Raw genomic sequence first — 20,243 nt, 5'->3', positions numbered from 1 at the left:
TCAAGAAAAGGACGGCATAAACCGTCCTTCTGCTTGGGCTAAAAACCCAAAATCTACTTTTTTAACCCCAATTGGCTAAAAACAAAAGACTGTCCTCATTTTAGTTATGGGGACAGCCTCTTTCTTTTTTTAGTAAATATGTGGTACTTTTATAAAAAAAAATATGATCACTTCTAAGATAGCTTCTTTACTTAACGAGCAGATAGCAAAAGAGCAATACGCCGCACAATACTACCTAGCCATGTCTGCATGGTTTACATCTAGGGATTTGGAAGGAATAGCAAACTATTTCCGGGTCCAAAGCAAGGAAGAGCTTATGCATGCCGATAAAATGTTCGATTATTTGGCAGATGTGGGAGGAGAAATTAAAATCTTAGCTATCTCGCAACCTCCGAATGAATTTATAGATGCTTTAGATGTGTTTGAAAAAGCACTGGAGCACGAAAAATCAGTGACACGTAGTATTTTTAATATTGTAAAGGCCGCTAACGACGAAGGTGATTTTGCAACCACTTCATTTTTGCAATGGTTTATAAACGAACAGGTCGAGGAGGAGTCTTCGGCGTCTCTCTTGGTATCTAAGATAAAAATGGTTCGGGATAATCCTTCGGCACTCTATCTATTTGATCAGGAATTAGGCCAGAGGGTATTTAATCCCGCAGCAGAAGCTTAAGTACATAAAATCTACAGATATATCAGCTTAGTGCTTAGCACTTTAAGTCCAATATTTTCTAAACTTTCTTTATAGGCAGTCATCTGCCGCTCGTGATGCGGTTTAGGGCTGCCTGTTTTGTAATCTATTATTATTATGCCCTCAGGTGTTTCTACCACGCGGTCCATTCTTAATACTGTTTTAGTATCTGGAGTTTGTAAAAGCACTTCCTGTTCGACCCGGTTGGGGAACTTTAGATGTAACGAAAGTAGTTCGGGGTGGTTCTCAAATAGCGATAGAATCCTTTTTTCTATAGTTTCTTTTTCAATGGTAGTTATTATGCCTTCCAATGCATAACGTTTTAGCGTAGATGCAATATTCTCCGGACCAGTAGTTTTTTCCAGTATCTCATGCATAAGCAGTCCAATTCGAACGGATTCATTTCGGGCTTGGTAACTTTTTGAAGGCGTGGCAATTCGCACGTTGGATACTTTAGAGTATTTATTGGTAGTTAACTGAATTTTCTGCACGTCCGTTTCCTTTCGGTCGTTTGCGCGTTGGTCTAGTTCCAGAGTACCGGCAACTTCATATAAATCTCCAGTTGGTGGATACCATTGACGTAAGTTCTTTTTTAAATCTTCACTGCCCTCAGTTTTGTTTTCCTTTTCTATATAAAGATGTAATTGACTCACTGCTCTAGTGGTTGCCACATAGAGCACGCAAAGTTCTTCCAAGTCTTTGCGAGTTGCTAATTTTTCCTGAAAGGCCTGCTGATGCGGGCTGCTAAGAGGAAAGGGGAGTTTGTTAACTCGTACTGATTTCAGACCAGGGAATTCCTCAATAGGGTACCAGTCGAATGGTGTCTTTTTTGTTGGTCCCATATATGGAATGAAGACCACTGGGAACTCAAGTCCTTTAGCGGCATGAATAGTCATTAGCCGGATCGCATTTATGCTTTCACTTGCTTTTATTGATACTTTATGTGCTTCCTCTTGCCAGTAGGAAATTAAATCTTGGAAATTGGCACTTCGCGCTTGGGAAAAATTATATACAGTTTCCAGGAAATTCAGAATGTATATGGTCTCAACACCTGGAACACTCAGTTTGTGCAAAAGAGATTCAATTGTACTATAGAGTGCTATGGAAGGCTTAATGTAAAGGGGTAATTCTATGTCATGATGTTCTCTAAGGTACTTGAGAATCGAATGTTTATCGGTAAGGTTTAAAATATGTAACGTTTCTTGTGTGAAATCCTTAAAATCTAACTTTCCCGTTTGGTTAAGATAATATAAGAAATTAATTAAATTTTCTGTTTTTTGTGGCTGTAGTTCCCACTGTAGATATTCGATCAGCGCAAGTATTGTGGAAGAAAGGTCTAAAGTTAGTCCCTGATCCGATAAAGTGGAAATATATGTTTCAGTACCATTTTCTATTATTAGCATTTTTCCTAATGCTTGCGCGAAATACCGGATGTCACTATTGCTTCGTAGCAGAATGGTAATGTCCGACAGAGTATATCCATCATGCAAGCACTGTTGAATGTCCTTCTGCATCTGGCTGAGGAATTCATCTTTTGCTGCGATTCCCTTTGTATTGGAATAAAAAAGTCGGACTCTGCCTTCCTCCTGTGAAACATGCTCCTGCACTGCGTCACTAAACATTTCCCGGTGTGAGACATCTAGGAGTAGTGCGCTGATTCTTTTGTATAAATCGTTATTGAATAAAACAACGTTTTTGGCGCTGCGGTAGTTATTCTTAAGCTTATTTACATAGGAGGTTTTTTGGTTTTTTTCTGCCTCTGCAATAAGGTCGATCATAAGCTGACTGTCCCCTCCTCGAAATCCATATATGCTTTGTTTGGGGTCTCCAATTAAGGTGAAGCTATGCCCTGAAGAACTTATTGCATTGTGTTTTAGGGGCACTAAATTTAGCCACTGCATAAGTGAGGTATCCTGAAATTCATCTACAAAAAAATGATGGAACTTCGTGCCTATTTTCTCGTAGATAAACTGTGAAGGTTCGTCTTTCAGGTTCTCATAGATTAGTGTATTAAACTTTGATAACAACACGATGTCGTTTTCGTCTTCAATTTGTTTTATCTTTCTTTCGATCTCTTTGAAAATAACTAATGGTAAAATCTCCTTTAGAATAAATTTCAGTTCTTCTTTATTTGTATGAGCTTCTATGAGGGTGTGTGCCAAGTGCCGTACCCTGTCCTCGATCTCTTCAAGTTTTTGCTTTACTACTGCAGTGGCTTTTTTATGTGCTAGCGGTTCTCCACTTAAGAATCTTTGTATAGTCTTATTCGTATCAAACTTGTTACTTTCTAACTTCTTTACCCAATTAAAGATACTATAGGTGCGACCGTCAAAGTCTTCTGCCGAGAAATTACGTTCGTTTATTAGATCTGTTAATTCAGCCTTCGTCGTTTCAATGGTTAAGTTCAGGCTTTTTATTTTGTCCCTTAGTTGCGTACGGGTAGCATCGTATGCGGTCCAATTAAATGCCTCATTATCCTTTAAGCCCTGATAGTTGACGTCGTTGATAAATTCCTTGCTTTTGTCAAAAAGAAGCTTGGGTAAAGAGGTGTGCTTTTGTTCATCCTGATTGTATCGGAGGTAGTCCAACAGCACGAACGAGAGTTGGGGGTTGACTCCAACTTCATTTATTAGTGAGTCAACTGCTTCTAGGACAAACGGTGCAGCATCAATTTCAAGGTTAAATTGGTGGGCTAAACCTAATTCCTGGGAAAAACTCTTTACAATTTTCGCATTGAACTTGTCAATTGTGCTAATGTTAATCGCGGAATAATTGTGCAATATATATTGAAGTAAAAGTACGCTGCGACTGTGCAAAGTAAGTAAGTCCACTTCAACTCCTTGCACGCTGAGTTTTTTGCGAAGTTCATTTAATTTGGTGCTTTGCTGATAGTCTTGGTGAGTAAACTCCTGTAACCACATTAAAATTCTCTCCTTCATTTCATTGGCTGCTTTGTTTGTGAAGGTCAGTGCCAGAATGTGTCTTATTTCGGTATGGCCCTTTTCTTTCTTTAAACATATAGAAAGGATACGTTCTACCAACGCATGCGTTTTACCGGATCCTGCAGAGGCGGTTAAAATTTGAAGAGGTAGTGCGGTATTATCCATATGCAGACGTATTAAATGAAGGATAGGTAAATATACTACAATACAACCAACATTTAATTTTGGAAAGAAAATTTGCAGATAATAAAATATTTATTATTTTTGCAATCCAAAATGAGATGTAAAATATGTTAATAATTCCAGTAAAAGACGGAGAGTCTATCGATAGAGCTCTAAAGAGATACAAAAGAAAATTTGATAAAACAGGTGTCGTACGTTCATTAAGATCTAGACAGCAATTCATCAAGCCATCTGTAACTAAAAGAGCCAAGGTAGCTAAAGCTTCCCACAAACAAAGAGAAGCTAGCCGAGAGGAGCAGGCTTAAGGATTAAATAACGTTACTATATTGTCACTTTCTAAATGTATATTTGGGAAGTGATTTTTTTTTATGGTAGAAGCGTTCATAAAATATTTAGAGTCAGAGAAACGATATTCAAAACATACAGTACAAAGTTATAGTAAGGATCTGTGTGATTTTGGACATTTTGCATTTCCAACCACAATCGATAAAGCTGAAAAAAGCCATATACGTTCTTTTGTAGTGGCACTCCACACCGCAGGATTTTCAAAGCGATCAATCAATCGTAAACTTTCTGCTTTGCGTTCTTTCTATAAGTTTGCCATGAGGGTGGGGCTACTAGCTGTGGATCCTACATTGGGAATAGACTCGCTTAAAGTTTTTGCTGAAAAACAAATTCCTTTTTCTAGGGATGAAATGGATGAGTTATCTGGTATTCTCCAAGGAGAACAAGTCTCGCCTCTAACGTACATGATAATTGAATTACTGTATCAGACCGGTATACGGAAATCCGAGTTATGTGATTTAGTATTAGATGATTGGAATCCTTCGAAAAGGGAACTCCATGTCACGGGTAAAGGAAACAAGCAAAGAATTGTGCCTGTTGGAGTAGAATTGGCAAAGAAATTGTCGCAGTACATTGTGGAGGCCCGTCCAGAATCGGACTTAAAGTGGCTGTTGCTTTCACCAAGAGCTTTGAAATTAAACCAAAAGTTTGTTTATCTTCAAGTAAAGAATTATCTTAGTTTGGTCAGCGCCAAAACAAAGCGTAGTCCACATATGTTAAGACATAGTTTCGCGACTCATTTATTAGGAAATGGTGCGGAGATTTCGGTTGTCAAAAGTTTGTTAGGCCACTCAAGCTTAGCCTCCACCCAAGTGTACACGCACGCAGATATTGAAAAATTGAAAGATGTATTTGAAAAATCGCATCCAAGATCAAAAAAATAACTAACATATAAATAATTTTATTATGAAAATCACAGTACAGGCCATTGGGTTGACCCCACACCAGCCGTTAGAGGAGTATATCGACAAAAAAGTTAATAAACTTGACACTTTTTATGATAAAATCATAGAGTGTCAGATATTTTTAAAAGTTGAAAATGCTTCCGATAAAGAAAACAAAACAACAGAGTTAAAGCTGGTAGTTCCGGGAGATGATATAGTAGTAAAGAAAACATCTGCTTCTTTTGAAGCGTCTTTGGATTTATGTGTGGATACAGCTAAAAAGCTGCTAATCAAGAAAAAAGAATTAGCTTAAAAATAAATGTAAAAAAAACAGGCATAAATATTTGTTAATTTCAAAAAAACAACATTATATTTGCACTCGCAAAAAGAGAAAAAGTTCTTTTGAAATTTGCCTCCATAGCTCAGTTGGCCAGAGCACGTGATTTGTAATCTCGGGGTCGTGGGTTCGAATCCCTCTGGAGGCTCGTTTTTGTAATTAAAAGTATTGGGGAGATTCCAGAGCGGTCAAATGGGACTGACTGTAACTCAGTTGCTTCGGCTTCGCAGGTTCGAATCCTGCTCTCCCCACTTTTTTTTGTTTGCAGTTTGCGGATTTATTAGTAAATTTGCATACCGTTTACCAACAATCATGCGGAAGTAGCTCAGTTGGTAGAGCGTCAGCCTTCCAAGCTGAATGTCGCGGGTTCGACCCCCGTCTTCCGCTCTAAGAAAATCACTCCTAAGCGGATGTGATTTTTTTTTTAAAAATTCTGCCGACGTAGCTCAGGGGTAGAGCGTTTCCTTGGTAAGGAAGAGGTCGTGAGTTCAAATCTCATCGTTGGCTCTAAAAGTCCTGATTAATTCAGGACTTTTTAATTGGTAATTCAAGCCTCTTTTTGATTTAGTGGTGTAAAATTTCGTTTTCTCGGTTTGGAAAAATAATTGTAATTTTAGACCTTAGAAATTTTGACTAGTTGCTCGCAAGTAATTGAGAATGATACTAAACCAATTTTTTTTCAAAAAGGTTTTAATATATAAAAAATCACTATATTTGCAGACCGAAAATCAAAAAAGTAATTAAATAAATAATTTAAATCATGGCAAAGGAAACGTTTAATCGTAGCAAACCACACTTAAACATTGGTACTATTGGTCACGTTGACCACGGTAAGACTACCTTAACTGCTGCTATCTCTAAAGTATTGGCAGATAAAGGTTTAGCTGAAAAGAGAGACTTCTCAGCAATTGACTCTGCTCCAGAGGAAAAAGAAAGAGGTATTACTATCAATACTGCGCACATTGAATACGAAACTGAAAACAGACACTACGCACACGTAGACTGTCCAGGTCACGCGGATTATGTGAAAAACATGGTAACAGGTGCTGCCCAGATGGATGGTGCTATCCTTGTGTGTGCTGCTACTGATGGTCCAATGCCACAAACTAGAGAGCACATCCTTCTTTGCCGTCAGGTAAACGTACCTAAGGTTGTAGTTTTCATGAACAAAGTGGACATGGTAGATGACCCAGAGCTTCTTGAGCTTGTAGAACTTGAGCTTAGAGATCTTCTATCTACTTATGAGTACGATGGTGATAACTCTCCAGTAATTCAAGGTTCAGCTCTTGGTGCACTTAACGGTGAGCCTAAGTGGGTTGCAACTGTAGAAGAACTTATGGATGCCGTTGATACTTGGATTGAACTTCCTGTGAGAGATCAAGACAAGCCATTCCTAATGCCAATTGAAGATGTATTCTCTATTACTGGTAGAGGTACTGTGGCAACAGGTAGAATCGAAGCTGGTGTAATCAACTCAGGTGACGCTGTGGACATCGTAGGTATGGGTGAGGAAAAACTTACTTCTACTGTAACTGGTGTTGAAATGTTTAGAAAGATTCTTGACAGAGGTGAAGCTGGAGATAACGTAGGTCTACTTCTTAGAGGTATTGAGAAAACCGATATCAGAAGAGGTATGGTTATCGCTAAGCAAGGTTCTGTTAAGCCACACAAAAAATTCAAAGCTGAGGTTTATATTCTTTCAAAAGAAGAAGGTGGTCGTCACACACCATTCCATAACAAGTACCGTCCACAGTTCTACGTTAGAACTACTGACGTTACTGGTGAGATCTTCTTACCAGAAGGTGTAGAGATGGTAATGCCAGGAGATAACTTGACTATTACTGTTGAACTTCTTCAACCAATCGCTCTTAACGTAGGTCTTAGATTTGCGATCAGAGAAGGTGGTAGAACAGTTGGTGCAGGTCAGGTAACTGAAATCCTAGACTAATTAATATCCAATATATAAAGTTCCGTAAGGAAACTTACGGAACTTTTTAAATACGGGCATCGTCCAATGGTAGGATACCGGTCTCCAAAACCGTTGATCAGGGTTCGAATCCTTGTGCCCGTGCAAATCTAGATTATGAGTTCATTTGTAAATTTTTTAAAAGGTTCCTATTCTGAATTTAAAGATAAAGTCGAATGGCCAAAATGGCCTGACTTGCAGTCTTCTACAATTGTAGTGACTATTGCAACTGTATTGTTGGCTATATTTTTATTCGGGGTGGATACCTTGTTTAGTGAGTTTATACAAAATGCTCTCGCCATGTTAATTAATCTGTTCAACTAAAAACTGCAGAGATGAGTGATTTGAAGTGGTATGTGTTAAAGGCGGTTAGCGGACAGGAGAATAAGGTTAAGACCTATATCGAAAATGAAATTCAGAGACTTGGGTTTGATCAATATGTAACGCAGGTAGTAATTCCTATGGAAAAAGTCATTCAATTGAAGAATGGCAAGAAAGTTCCAAAAGAAAGGCCTTATTATCCGGGGTATTTGATGTTGGAAGCTAATTTAACAGGTGAAGTTCCACACGTTATCAAAAATATCCCAGGAGTTATTTCTTTTTTGAGTTTGACCAAAGGAGGGGATCCTGTACCAATGCGTAAATCCGAAGTAGACCGTATGCTTGGTAGAATGGATGAGCTTTCCGAATATGCTACTGAGATGGCAATTCCATATGTAGTTGGAGAAAGTGTGAAAGTAATCGATGGACCTTTTAACGGATTCAATGGTACTGTTGAAAAGATTCTAGAAGATAAGAAGAAAGTAGAAGTGTCTGTTATGATCTTTGGTCGCAAGACTCCAATGGAGTTAAATTTTATGCAAGTGGAGAAAGTTGTGTAGTAAGCGATTGAGAACAAACTAATATGCCGTCTTTTTAAGACGGTTTTTTTATGTAAAGTTTTTGATTTTTAGTTAATTGTATTGTTAATTAAAAAAAATGTTATAATTTTGCAAACCGAAATACCGCTGTGTGAGGTGAGATAAACAAGCGGTATGAATAATAATGCTTCCAAACTCATTCATTATTCAAATTAAAAAAAAATAAAATGGCTAAAAAAGTCTTTAAAATGGTAAAACTTCAGGTGAAGGGTGGCGCTGCTAATCCTTCTCCTCCAGTAGGTCCTGCTTTAGGTTCCGCTGGTGTGAACATCATGGAGTTTTGTAAACAATTTAATGGTAGAACTCAGGACAAGCCAGGACAAGTGTTACCTGTAGTAATTACAGTTTTCGAAGATAAATCGTTTGAATTTGTCATCAAAACACCTCCTGTCGCTATTCAACTTCTTGAGGCTGCCAAGTTAAAAGGTGGTTCTGGAGAACCTAACCGTAACAAGGTTGGCGCTGTATCATGGGATCAGGTGAAGAAAATTGCAGAAGATAAAATGACCGATCTTAACTGTTTCACGATTGACGCTGCTCTATCTATGGTTGCTGGAACTGCAAGATCTATGGGAATTAGAGTAACTGGAGCTAAACCAACTAACGCTTAAATCTGATTGAAATGGCAAAATTGACTAAGAAACAAAAGGAAGCTTTAAGTAAAGTTGAGAAGGGAAGAATCTATAACCTTGAAGAGGGTTCTGCTTTAGTAAAGGAAGTAAATACCGCGAAGTTCGACGCTTCTGTGGACATTGCTGTTCGCCTTGGTGTTGATCCTCGTAAAGCTAATCAGATGGTTCGTGGTGTAGTTTCTCTACCACACGGTACTGGAAAAGATGTTAAAGTACTTGCTCTTGTAACTCCTGATAAAGAAGCTGAAGCTAAAGCTGCTGGAGCAGATTATGTTGGTCTTGACGAGTATCTTGACAAGATTAAGAGCGGTTGGACTGATGTAGATGTAATTGTAACTATGCCGGCTGTAATGGGAAAATTAGGTCCTTTGGGTAGAATATTAGGTCCAAGAGGTCTAATGCCAAATCCAAAATCTGGAACCGTTACTATGGAAGTAGGTAAAGCAGTATCTGAGGTAAAATCAGGTAAAATCGACTTTAAAGTAGACAAATACGGTATTATTCACGCAGCTATTGGTAAAGTGTCGTTCGATGCTGAAAAGATCAAGGAGAACGCTCAGGAACTTATCCAGACCCTTATCAAGCTTAAGCCTACAGCAGCAAAGGGCACCTACGTGAAGAGTATTTATCTATCTTCTACTATGAGTCCTGGAATTGCTATTGATTCTAAATCTGTAAACTAAAATCTGTACAAAATGACTAAAGAAGATAAAGTATTAGTAATACAAGAAATTAAAGATATGCTTCAGGACGCTAAAGTAGTCTATGTTGCAGATCTTGAAGGCTTGAATGCTGCGAAGTCATCAGATTTCAGAAGACAGGCTTTTAAAAACAATATCAAAGTTAAGGTAGTAAAAAACACCCTTCTCCAAAAAGCAATGGAGGGCATGGATGTAGATTACTCTGAAATGTTTGAGTCGTTCAAGGGGAATTCTGCACTTATGATTTCCGAAACCGCGAACGGACCTGCTAAATTAATTAGAGATTTCAGAAAGAAAGAAGAGAAGCCTGCATTGAAAGCTGCTTACCTTCAGGAGACTATTTATGTTGGTGACAACAATCTTGAAGCCCTTGCAAATATCAAGTCCAAGGAAGAAATGCTTGGAGAAATCATCGGACTTCTTCAATCTCCAATCCAAAGATTGGTATCTGCACTTCAGAACAGACCTGATGCAACAGAAGGATCTGAGCAAACTGAGACTGCTGCTGAACAGCCGTCTACAGAGGATGCTGCAGGAGAATCTGCAGAAACAACCTCTGCTGAATAATACACACTCAAAAAATTATAATCGTTCAACATTTAAAACATTATCACAATGTCAGATTTAAAAAACTTAGCTGAAACGCTAGTAAACCTAACAGTAAAAGACGTAAATGAATTAGCTGCAATCCTTAAGGATGAGTACGGAATCGAGCCAGCTGCTGCGGCAGTTGTAGTTTCTGGTGGTGGCGCTGGAGAAGCTGCTGAAGAGAAAACAGAATTCGACGTAATCCTTAAATCTGCAGGTGCTTCTAAGCTAGCCGTAGTTAAATTAGTTAAAGATTTAACAGGTGCAGGTCTTAAAGAAGCTAAAGATATGGTTGATGGAGCTCCTGCTGCAATTAAGGAGGGAATATCCAAAGACGAAGCTGAGGCACTTAAGAAGCAACTTGAAGAAGCTGGAGCTGAAGTAGAATTGAAGTAATTCATTTCGCACGTTCTATATTAATCGCTAGGCTAACGCCTGGCGATTTTTTTGTTGTAGTCACACCTAGGGGGGAGTAACTAAGGGGCTTGTGAAATTAAATTATAAGTCGTACATTTGCAGTCCTTTGAAGTTATCCGTTGTTCAAAACTTTTAAATAGACTTGTAATGCGTCATTATCTATGATAATGAGGCAATTTTTGTTTTGTTCCAGGACAACTTCTAAGCGTTGTAAGAATATTTTGCACTACTCCGTGAAAAGATATACCGGTGTTGCAGTAGGAAAAGACGCCTAAGTAGACAGAATCTTATTGTAACGGATAACACTTTCTTCTATTTATTTCACTCTTTTTCTAATATTTTTAAAATCAAAATATTTTTAACCAACCTATTTTTTTTATTACTTTATGAGTAAATCTAAAGCAACAAAAAGCACCGTAGAGATTAAGGCCACAGAGCGGATTAATTTTGCGGAGTCCAAGGGTAGAGTGGTGTCTCCGGATTTTCTTGACGTGCAAATTGCATCGTTTAAGGAATTTTTCCAACTAGATACGCTGCCTGAATCAAGATTGAATGAAGGTCTTTATAAGACTTTTCAGGAAAACTTTCCAATTACCGATTCTAGGAATCAGTTTGTATTGGAATTTATTGACTACTTGGTTGATTCTCCACGCTATTCCATCGATGAATGTGTTGAGCGAGGATTAACATATTCTGTGCCTTTAAAGGCCAGACTAAAATTGTATTGTACAGATCCGGAACATGAAGATTTCCAGACAGTTATTCAAGACGTTTATTTGGGACCTGTACCTTACATGACTCCTTCAGGATCCTTTATTATAAATGGAGCAGAACGTGTAATAGTTACTCAGTTGCACCGATCTCCTGGTGTATTCTTTGGACAGACCTATCACGCGAATGGAACCAAACTTTATTACTCAAGAATTATTCCTTTCAAAGGGTCTTGGATGGAGTTTACCACGGATATCAATAATGTAATGTATGCATATATTGATCGTAAAAAGAAACTTCCTTTAACGACACTATTAAGAGCAATTGGATACGAGTCGGATAAGGATATCCTTCAAATTTTTGATCTAGCTGAAGAGGTGAAGGTGTCTAAAGCTGCTTTGAAAAAAGTGGAAGGACGTACTTTAGCTGCCAGAGTGCTAAACTCATGGTTTGAAGATTTCGTAGACGAAGATACTGGCGAGGTAGTATCGGTAGAGAGAAACGAGATTATATTAGAGCGCGAAACGGTCCTTGAAAAGGAGCATATCGATATTATACTTGATGCAGGTGTTAAAACAATTCTAATCCACAAGGAAAATTCAAATGAGTTTTCAATAATCCAGAATACTTTACTGAAAGACCCTACCAACTCTGAAATCGAAGCGGTAGAGTACATCTACAGACAGTTAAGGAATGCAGATCCACCCGATACAGAGACAGCGAGAGGTATTATTGATAAATTATTCTTCTCTGAGCAAAGGTACTCTTTAGGAGAGGTAGGACGTTACCGACTCAATAAGAAACTAGGACTTAACATTCCTGAAGATACAGAAGTATTAACCAAGGAAGATATTATAGCGATTGTAAGACACTTGATCGAACTTGCGAATTCTAAGACGGAGGTGGATGACATTGACCACTTATCCAATAGAAGGATCAAAACCGTTGGTGAGCAATTGGCGGGACAGTTTGGAGTAGGTTTGTCGCGTATTGCTAGAACTATTCGTGAAAGAATGAATGTGCGCGATAATGAGATATTTACTCCTACGGATCTAGTAAATGCTAAAACATTAACTTCAGTTATAAACTCTTTCTTTGGTACCAATCAGCTATCTCAGTTTATGGACCAAACCAATCCACTGTCGGAGATTACGCACAAACGTAGATTATCCGCATTAGGACCTGGAGGTCTCTCAAGAGAGCGTGCAGGGTTTGAAGTACGTGACGTTCACCATACACATTATGGTAGAATTTGTCCAATTGAAACCCCTGAAGGTCCAAACATTGGTCTTATTTCGTCATTGGGTATTTATGCCAAGATTAATAGTTTAGGATTTATTGAGACACCATACCGTAAGGTAGAAAATGGGAAGGTTGACCTTCAGTCCGAACCAATTTACTTAAACGCAGAGGATGAAGAAGATAAGGTGATTGCTCAGGCGAACATTGATTTAAATACAGATGGTACAATTCAGACTGAAAGAGTAATTGCCCGTTTAGATGGTGATTACCCAGTAGTGGAACCTTCAGAAGTAAATCTAATCGACGTAGCTCCGAATCAGATTTCAGGTATCTCTGCTTCGTTAATTCCATTCCTAGAGCACGATGATGCTAACCGTGCCTTAATGGGATCCAACATGATGCGTCAGGCAGTACCATTATTGAAGCCGGAAGCACCAGTAGTTGGTACCGGCCTTGAAAAGCAAGTAGCTAAAGATTCGCGTATTCTAATTAATGCAGAAGGACCGGGAGTTGTAGAATATGTAGACGCTGACCGAATTGTTATCAAGTACGAAAGAAGCGAAGATGCTGATCTAGTAAGTTTTGAGAGTGCTACCAAAACCTATAAGCTCACGAAATTCCGTAAAACAAACCAAAGTACTACCATTACTTTACGTCCAAACGTTCGCGTAGGAGATAGAGTTGAGGAAGGACAAGTACTATGTGACGGTTATGCTACAGAAAATGGTGAGCTTGCTTTAGGACGAAACTTGACAGTGGCATTCATGCCTTGGAAAGGTTACAACTTTGAGGATGCAATCGTTATAAATGAAAAAGTTGTAAGAGAGGATTGGTTCACATCTATTCACGTGGACGAGTATTCTCTTGAAGTAAGAGATACCAAACTAGGTATGGAGGAACTTACTGCGGATATCCCGAACGTTTCTGAGGAAGCAACTAAAGACCTTGATGAGAACGGGATGATTCGCATTGGAGCAGAAGTGAAGCCCGGAGACATTATGATTGGTAAGATTACACCTAAAGGTGAGTCTGACCCTACTCCTGAAGAAAAACTTCTTAGAGCAATCTTCGGAGATAAGGCAGGTGATGTAAAAGACGCCTCTTTAAAAGCCGATTCTTCCCTTCGCGGAGTTGTTATTAATAAGAAACTGTTCTCCAGAAATATCAAGGATAAGAAGAAAAGAGCAGAAGAAAAATTAAGACTTGAAGAGATAGAGAACAGCTACAAAGAGAAATTCACTGAATTGCGTAATACACTAATTGAAAAATTAGGAATACTAGTAAATGGTAAAACGTCCCAAGGTGTAAACAATGATCTCAACGAGGAAATAATTGGGAAAGGAGTTAAATTCTCCACTAAGCTTTTACAAAGCGTTGAGGATTATGTAAATGTAAGTGGTGCGGATTGGACTGTTGATTCGGAAAAGAACGAGTTAATTAAGCAATTAATCCACAACTATAAAATCAAGTACAACGACATTGCAGGTATAAAAAACCGTGAAAAGTTTGCTATCTCCATCGGAGATGAGCTTCCTGCGGGAATTATGAAACTTGCTAAAGTCTATATTGCCAAGAAGAGAAAACTCAATGTGGGCGATAAGATGGCAGGACGTCACGGAAACAAGGGTATCGTTTCACGTATAGTGCGTGAAGAAGATATGCCATTCCTAGAGGATGGAACTCCAGTAGATATTGTGCTAAACCCACTAGGGGTACCTTCCAGGATGAATATTGGTCAGATTTACGAGACTGTATTAGGATGGGCAGGGAAAAAGCTTGGTCTTAAATTCGCTACTCCAATTTTTGATGGTGCGTCGCTCGATGATATTACTAAGTATACCGATGAGGCAGGACTTCCTCGCTATGGAAGCACCTACCTGTACGATGGTGGTACTGGAGAACGTTTTGCCCAGCCTGCGACCGTAGGAGTTATTTACATGCTTAAGTTGGGGCATATGGTAGACGATAAAATGCACGCTAGATCCATTGGACCGTACTCTCTTATTACACAGCAACCATTGGGAGGAAAGGCTCAATTTGGTGGTCAAAGATTCGGAGAGATGGAAGTGTGGGCACTGGAAGCTTTCGGTGCATCAAATATTCTAAGAGAGATTCTAACAGTGAAATCGGATGATGTTATTGGACGTGCGAAAACGTACGAAGCAATCGCTAAAGGTGAGGCAATGCCTGAACCAGGAATTCCGGAATCATTTAACGTTTTACTCCATGAATTGCAGGGATTAGGTCTGGATATAAGACTTGAAGAATAATTTTACAGATTATGATGGAATTACCTTCCAGAAGTAAAATTTAACATCCTAAATCTAAAATCTAACAAATGTCAAATAAAAATAAATCAAGTAGATTTAATAAAATCACTATCGGACTTGCAAGCCCGGAGTCTATACTTCAGGAATCAAGAGGAGAAATCCTAAAGCCCGAGACTATCAATTACCGGACGCACAAGCCTGAGCGTGATGGGTTATTTTGTGAAAAAATCTTTGGGCCTATTAAAGACTACGAATGTGCTTGTGGTAAGTACAAGCGTATTCGATATAAAGGTATTGTCTGCGACCGTTGTGGTGTAGAAGTTACAGAGAAAAAAGTACGAAGAGAAAGAATCGGGCATATTAATCTTGTAGTGCCAGTGGCTCATATCTGGTATTTCCGTTCTTTACCGAACAAGATTGGATACTTACTTGGATTACCTTCCAAGAAGCTTGACATGATTATCTACTATGAGAGATACGTTGTGATCCAACAAGGAATTGCTAAGAAAGCCGACGGTTCAGATTTCGATACAATGGAGTTCCTAACAGAAGAGGAATACCTTGATGTTATGGAGACCTTACCAGTGGAAAACCAGTATCTTGACGATTCTGACCCAAATAAGTTTATTGCTAAGATGGGAGCGGAAGCTGTTGAAGAATTGCTGCGTCGTATTGACTTAGATGCTTTGTCTTTTGACTTACGTCACAAAGCGCACAACGAAGGCTCTAAACAGAGAAGAACGGAAGCATTAAAACGTCTTAATGTAGTAGAAGCATTGCGAGGTGCAAATACCAGGATGATTAATAAGCCGGAATGGATGGTTATGCGTGTTCTACCTGTGATTCCACCTGAGCTTAGACCACTTGTTCCACTAGATGGAGGACGTTTTGCAACTTCTGATTTGAACGATCTTTACCGTAGGGTAATTATTCGTAATAATAGACTGAAGAGGCTTCTGGAAATTAAAGCGCCAGAAGTAATCTTACGAAACGAAAAAAGAATGCTGCAGGAAGCAGTGGATTCATTATTCGATAACACGCGTAAATCTTCTGCAGTTAAGTCCGAATCTAATCGTCCATTGAAATCCTTATCGGATTCCCTGAAAGGGAAACAAGGGCGTTTCCGTCAAAACTTGCTTGGTAAAAGGGTTGACTATTCCGCACGTTCCGTAATTGTAGTGGGACCCAACCTTCAATTGCATGAATGTGGACTTCCAAAGGACATGGCAGCTGAATTATACAAGCCATTTATAATAAGGAAGTTAATTGAAAGAGGAATTGTTAAAACAGTAAAGTCTGCAAAACGTATCATTGACCGGAAGGAACCAGTGGTATATGATATATTGGAGAATGTAATGAAAGGTCACCCAGTTTTGTTAAACCGGGCACCTACACTTCACAGATTAGGTATTCAGGCTTTCCAACCAAAAATGATTGAAGGTAAGGCAATCCAGCTTCACCCACTTGTTACCACGGCATTTAATGCCGACTTTGACGGTGACCAGATGGCAGTACACCTCCCATTGGGGCCAGAAGCCATTCTCGAAGCTCAGTTGCTAATGCTTGGTTCGCAAAATATTCTTAACCCTGCAAACGGATCACCAATTACTGTTCCTTCGCAGGACATGGTATTGGGACTGTATTTTATGACCAAAGAAGCTTCTTCAACTGACGAAGTTAAAATAAAAGGTGAAGGTTTGGCTTTCTATTCTCCTGAGGAAGCTGAAATTGCGTACAATGAAGGTAAAGTAAGCTTAAATGCCAAAGTTCGTTGTCGCCTTCCAGTTAAGGAAAATGGTGAGTTAGTTGTTAAGCTCATTGAAACTACAGTAGGTAGAATACTGTTCAACCAAATTGTACCTAAGAAAGTTGGCTTTGTTAATGAATTACTTACTAAGAAGTCACTTCGAAACGTTATTGGTCGCATACTAGCTGATACGGATTTCCCTACTACAGTGAAATTCCTTGATGATATGAAAGACCTTGGATACTCTAATGCATTCAAGGGAGGATTGTCCTTCTCGCTTGGAGACATCGTAATCCCAGCGGAGAAAAAGACCATGATAGCTCAAGCAGTGGAAAGTGTTGATGAAATTAGAGCCAATTACAACATGGGTCTAATTACTGATACTGAGCGTTATAATCAGGTTATTGACGTTTGGACTAATACCAATGCAGGTTTAACAGAGATGATCATGAGCCGAATGAAGACCGATCAAGGTGGGTTTAATTCAGTTTATATGATGCTTGATTCCGGTGCAAGGGGTTCTAAGGAACAGATTAGACAGTTATCCGGTATGAGAGGTTTGATGGCTAAGCCTCAAAAAGCTGGATCTACTGGTGCTGAAATTATTGAAAACCCAATTGTAGCAAACTTTAAGGAGGGACTTTCCATTTTGGAGTACTTCATTTCTACCCACGGTGCTCGTAAAGGTCTTGCGGATACGGCTCTTAAAACTGCGGATGCAGGTTATTTGACACGTAGACTTGTGGACGTTGCCCAGGACGTTATTGTGACGGAAACAGATTGTGGAACGCTCAGAGGAACTGAAGTTGCAGCATTGAAAAAGAACGATGAGATTGTTGAACGAATTTCGGAGAGAATTCTCGGTCGTGTATCCTTACACGATGTGTACCACCCAGAGACCGACGATCTAATCGTTAATGCAGATGAAATTATCGTTGAAGCTGTTGCTAAGGAGATCGAAGATGCAGGTATAGAAGCCGTTGAAGTGCGCTCGCCTCTAACGTGTGAAGCCAAAAGGGGAATTTGCGCAAAATGTTACGGACGTAACCTGGCCACGGGGAAACCAATCCATATGGGTGAGGCTGTAGGAGTTATTGCTGCGCAATCCATTGGGGAACCTGGGACCCAGCTAACCTTAAGAACTTTCCACCAAGGTGGTACTGCTGGTAACGTCTCAGAAAATCCTTCCATAGTTGCCAAAAGAGACGGTATTGTTGAAATGGATGAAGTTCGTACAGTAACTTCAGAGAATGAATTTGGTGAAACACATGAAGTTGTTGTTTCTAGATCTACAGAATTTAGATTAGTAGCGGACAATGAGCTTAGAACACCATTAATGATTGCTAATTTACCGTACGGTGCATCTCTTTCTGTAAAACCAGGAGATAAGGTGAAGAAAGGTGATCTGATTGCTAAATGGGATCCATATAATGCAGTAATTATCGCAGAGTCTGCTGGTAAGGTAGAATATGAAGATATTATTCAAGGTGTATCATTCCAGTTAGAAATTGACGAACAAACCGGATTTGAGGAAAAAGTAATCACAGAATCAAGAAATAAGAAGGCCGTACCTACCCTTAGAGTTGTAGATACTAAAGGTGAGGAACTCAAAGCATATAACCTGCCGGTAGGAGCTCACTTAATGGTAAATGACGGAGAAAAGATTAAGGCTGGAAAAGTTCTAATTAAGATTCCAAGAAAATCTGCAAAAGCAGGGGACATCACCGGTGGTCTTCCAAGGGTGACTGAATTATTTGAAGCCAGAAATCCTTCAAATCCTGCGGTAGTAACTGAAATCGACGGTGTGGTATCCTACGGTAAGATTAAGAGAGGTAATCGCGAACTTATTGTGGAGGCTAAAACGGGTGAAAGACGTATTTACCTAGTAAAGCTCTCCAATCAGATTTTAGTTCAGGAAAATGACTTTGTTCGTGCGGGCTCTCCATTGTCTGACGGATCAGTAACGCCAGACGATATTCTTAAAATCAAGGGACCGACTGCAGTTCAGGAATACTTAGTGAATGAAATCCAAGAGGTATATAGACTTCAGGGGGTGAAAATTGACGATAAACATTTCGAGATAATTGTTCGTCAGATGATGACTAAAGTCGAGATTGTGGACGGTGGAGATACCCAATTCTTGGAAGGTGCCTTAGAGCATAAGTATGACTTCTTGGAGGAGAACAACCGAATATTTGGGCTGAAAGTAGTTACTGACGCCGGCGATTCGAAAGAATTCAAGCCAGGTCAGATGATTAATGCAAGAGAACTAAGAGATGAAAATTCCAAACTAAAGAGAGAGGATCTTCAGCTTGTTGAAGTTCGTGAAGCACTTCCAGCTACTGCTACTCCAGTGCTACAAGGTATTACCCGTGCTGCACTTCAGACCAAATCGTTTATGTCAGCCGCTTCCTTCCAGGAAACAACCAAAGTACTTAATGAAGCTGCGGTTTCAGGTAAGGTAGATGAGCTGAATGGTTTGAAAGAGAACGTAATTGTTGGTCATAGAATTCCAGCCGGTACCGGTCTCAGAGAGTATCAAAATGTGATTGTCGGCTCGAAAAAAGAGTTTGAAGATTTAAATTAATACCAATTAGAATATTTGGGTTTGCAAGGAAACATTAACTTTGTAGACCCAAGATTCTTATAAACTTATAAATAACAGAAAATGGAAAACAACCAGAATCCACAAGATGGAAACCTAAACATTAATTTGAATGAAATGGTAGCAGCGGGCGTATATTGTAACCTAGCACTTGTAAACCATTCTCCTTCAGAATTTGTACTTGATTTTATTCAATTAATGCCAGGAGTACAACAGGCGAATGTGCGTTCAAGAGTAATTCTTGCTCCACTTCATGCCAAGAGAGTACTTACTGCACTTCAGCAGAATATTGCCAATTATGAGCAACAATTCGGAGAAATTAAAGAAGTAGAGCCTTTTGTAGTTGGTCAAAATAATGTGCAAGCTTAAAAAAAATAAGCTTTGATTTAAAAAAAAAATCTGACAGCAATGAACTGCCCCCAAAAAGTTAGACACTTTTTAGGGGCATTTTTTTATTTAATGAACTACAATATCAAGTAATTTTTTATCTTCTAAATATCCTTGCAGTCGGTCGCCTTCTGCGACTTTACCAACACCTGCCGGTGTTCCGGTAAATATAATATCTCCCACTTTTAATGTAAAATAGCGAGAAACAAATGCAATGATGTCCTTAATAGCAAAGAGCATTTGCGTGGTGTTACCCCTTTGCACCACGTTTTTATTTTTCTCCAAATGGAATTCGAGATTTTCTACTTTAAAATCGTTTTTGGGTAAAAATTCACTTAAAACTGCCGAACCGTCAAAGCCTTTCGACAGCTCCCATGGCAGTCCTTTGTTTTTTAATTTAGCTTGCAAATCACGTGCAGTAAAATCAATTCCTAATCCTATATTTTCGTAATGCTTGTCTGCATTTTCTGGTGTAATATATCTTCCCGTCTTACTTATCTTGACAATAAGTTCAAGTTCATAGTGCACATCTTGCGAGAAGTCCGGTAAGTAAAAATCCCGCCCTTTAAGCACCGCAGTGTCGGGTTTCAAAAATATTACTGGATCTTCAGGTACTTCATTTCCAAGTTCCTTAGCGTGCAAAGCATAATTTCTTCCGATGCATATGAGCTTCAT

General features: G+C 39.1%; 16 protein-coding genes and 5 tRNA genes. 19 read left to right on the top strand and 2 right to left on the bottom strand.

The annotated features are described in order from the left end of the window. Positions 1–163: 163 nt before the first annotated feature. A complete protein-coding gene (locus tag IC612_RS09860; protein ID WP_194740019.1) occupies positions 164–673 on the top strand; it encodes a ferritin in 510 nt (169 codons plus the stop codon). A gap of 11 nt (positions 674–684) precedes the next feature. On the opposite strand, the gene IC612_RS09855 is transcribed toward IC612_RS09860, so the two are convergent. Further along, the gene (locus tag IC612_RS09855; protein WP_194740018.1) at positions 685–3,798 is read right to left on the bottom strand and encodes a UvrD-helicase domain-containing protein; all 3,114 of its coding nucleotides are present in this window, start codon (positions 3,796–3,798) and stop codon (positions 685–687) included. A gap of 125 nt (positions 3,799–3,923) precedes the next feature. Here IC612_RS09855 and rpsU point away from each other — a divergent pair, with 125 nt between their 5' ends. The 18 genes from rpsU to IC612_RS09765 all read left to right on the top strand — a co-directional run bounded on the left by rpsU (position 3,924) and on the right by IC612_RS09765 (position 19,550). Next, on the top strand, positions 3,924–4,121 hold the full coding sequence (rpsU, locus tag IC612_RS09850; RefSeq protein WP_194740017.1) for a 30S ribosomal protein S21: 198 nt from the start codon (positions 3,924–3,926) through the stop codon (positions 4,119–4,121). Positions 4,122–4,184: 63 nt separating this feature from the next. Next, positions 4,185–5,045, top strand: a complete 861-nt coding sequence (locus IC612_RS09845; protein WP_194740016.1) for a tyrosine-type recombinase/integrase — start codon at positions 4,185–4,187, stop codon at positions 5,043–5,045. A 22-nt stretch (positions 5,046–5,067) separates the two neighbouring features. Next, positions 5,068–5,358 (top strand): HPF/RaiA family ribosome-associated protein, encoded by a 291-nt coding sequence (locus IC612_RS09840; protein WP_194740015.1) that lies wholly within the window; start codon positions 5,068–5,070, stop codon positions 5,356–5,358. 98 nt (positions 5,359–5,456) lie between these two features. After that, a tRNA-Thr gene (locus tag IC612_RS09835) sits at positions 5,457–5,530 on the top strand. A 22-nt stretch (positions 5,531–5,552) separates the two neighbouring features. Continuing rightward, positions 5,553–5,633 (top strand) — tRNA-Tyr (locus tag IC612_RS09830). A 63-nt stretch (positions 5,634–5,696) separates the two neighbouring features. After that, positions 5,697–5,769: transfer RNA gene (locus tag IC612_RS09825), tRNA-Gly, on the top strand. 48 nt (positions 5,770–5,817) lie between these two features. Then, positions 5,818–5,889, top strand: a tRNA-Thr gene (locus IC612_RS09820). 253 nt (positions 5,890–6,142) lie between these two features. Beyond that, positions 6,143–7,330: an elongation factor Tu gene (gene tuf / locus IC612_RS09815; protein WP_194740014.1), complete on the top strand. Its 1,188-nt coding sequence runs from the start codon at positions 6,143–6,145 to the stop codon at positions 7,328–7,330. A gap of 52 nt (positions 7,331–7,382) precedes the next feature. Then, positions 7,383–7,453 (top strand) — tRNA-Trp (locus IC612_RS09810). 12 nt (positions 7,454–7,465) lie between these two features. Continuing rightward, entirely contained in the window at positions 7,466–7,672 is a 207-nt protein-coding gene (gene secE / locus IC612_RS09805) for a preprotein translocase subunit SecE (protein WP_194740013.1), read from the top strand. Between the two features lie 11 nt (positions 7,673–7,683). After that, a complete protein-coding gene (gene nusG / locus IC612_RS09800) occupies positions 7,684–8,229 on the top strand; it encodes a transcription termination/antitermination protein NusG (protein ID WP_194740012.1) in 546 nt (181 codons plus the stop codon). Between the two features lie 206 nt (positions 8,230–8,435). Then, positions 8,436–8,879: a 50S ribosomal protein L11 gene (rplK, locus tag IC612_RS09795; RefSeq protein WP_194740011.1), complete on the top strand. Its 444-nt coding sequence runs from the start codon at positions 8,436–8,438 to the stop codon at positions 8,877–8,879. A gap of 11 nt (positions 8,880–8,890) precedes the next feature. Beyond that, complete coding sequence (gene rplA / locus IC612_RS09790) at positions 8,891–9,583, top strand: 50S ribosomal protein L1 (protein ID WP_194740010.1); 693 nt, start codon at positions 8,891–8,893, stop codon at positions 9,581–9,583. A 12-nt stretch (positions 9,584–9,595) separates the two neighbouring features. Further along, positions 9,596–10,168 carry a 50S ribosomal protein L10 gene (gene rplJ, locus IC612_RS09785; protein ID WP_194740009.1) on the top strand — a complete coding sequence of 191 codons (573 nt, stop codon included), beginning with the start codon at positions 9,596–9,598 and terminating at the stop codon, positions 10,166–10,168. 48 nt (positions 10,169–10,216) lie between these two features. Continuing rightward, positions 10,217–10,585: a 50S ribosomal protein L7/L12 gene (gene rplL / locus IC612_RS09780; RefSeq protein ID WP_194740008.1), complete on the top strand. Its 369-nt coding sequence runs from the start codon at positions 10,217–10,219 to the stop codon at positions 10,583–10,585. 407 nt (positions 10,586–10,992) lie between these two features. Beyond that, entirely contained in the window at positions 10,993–14,829 is a 3,837-nt protein-coding gene (rpoB, locus tag IC612_RS09775) for a DNA-directed RNA polymerase subunit beta (RefSeq protein ID WP_194740007.1), read from the top strand. Positions 14,830–14,897: 68 nt separating this feature from the next. Beyond that, positions 14,898–19,163 carry a DNA-directed RNA polymerase subunit beta' gene (gene rpoC, locus IC612_RS09770; protein WP_194740006.1) on the top strand — a complete coding sequence of 1,422 codons (4,266 nt, stop codon included), beginning with the start codon at positions 14,898–14,900 and terminating at the stop codon, positions 19,161–19,163. 81 nt (positions 19,164–19,244) lie between these two features. Next, positions 19,245–19,550 carry a DUF3467 domain-containing protein gene (locus IC612_RS09765; RefSeq protein WP_194740005.1) on the top strand — a complete coding sequence of 102 codons (306 nt, stop codon included), beginning with the start codon at positions 19,245–19,247 and terminating at the stop codon, positions 19,548–19,550. An 87-nt stretch (positions 19,551–19,637) separates the two neighbouring features. Here the strand turns inward: IC612_RS09765 and IC612_RS09760 are convergent, their stop codons facing one another. Continuing rightward, positions 19,638–20,243, bottom strand: coding sequence for a fumarylacetoacetate hydrolase family protein (locus IC612_RS09760; RefSeq protein ID WP_194740004.1), 606 nt, complete (start codon positions 20,241–20,243; stop codon positions 19,638–19,640).

Origin of the sequence: Planobacterium oryzisoli (assembly GCF_015354315.1) — a bacterium.
In the GTDB taxonomy this organism is placed as follows: Bacteria; Bacteroidota; Bacteroidia; order Flavobacteriales; family Weeksellaceae; genus Planobacterium_A; species Planobacterium_A oryzisoli.
Note: the sequence above shows the minus strand (reverse complement) of the source record. Positions and strands in the feature narration are given on the sequence as shown.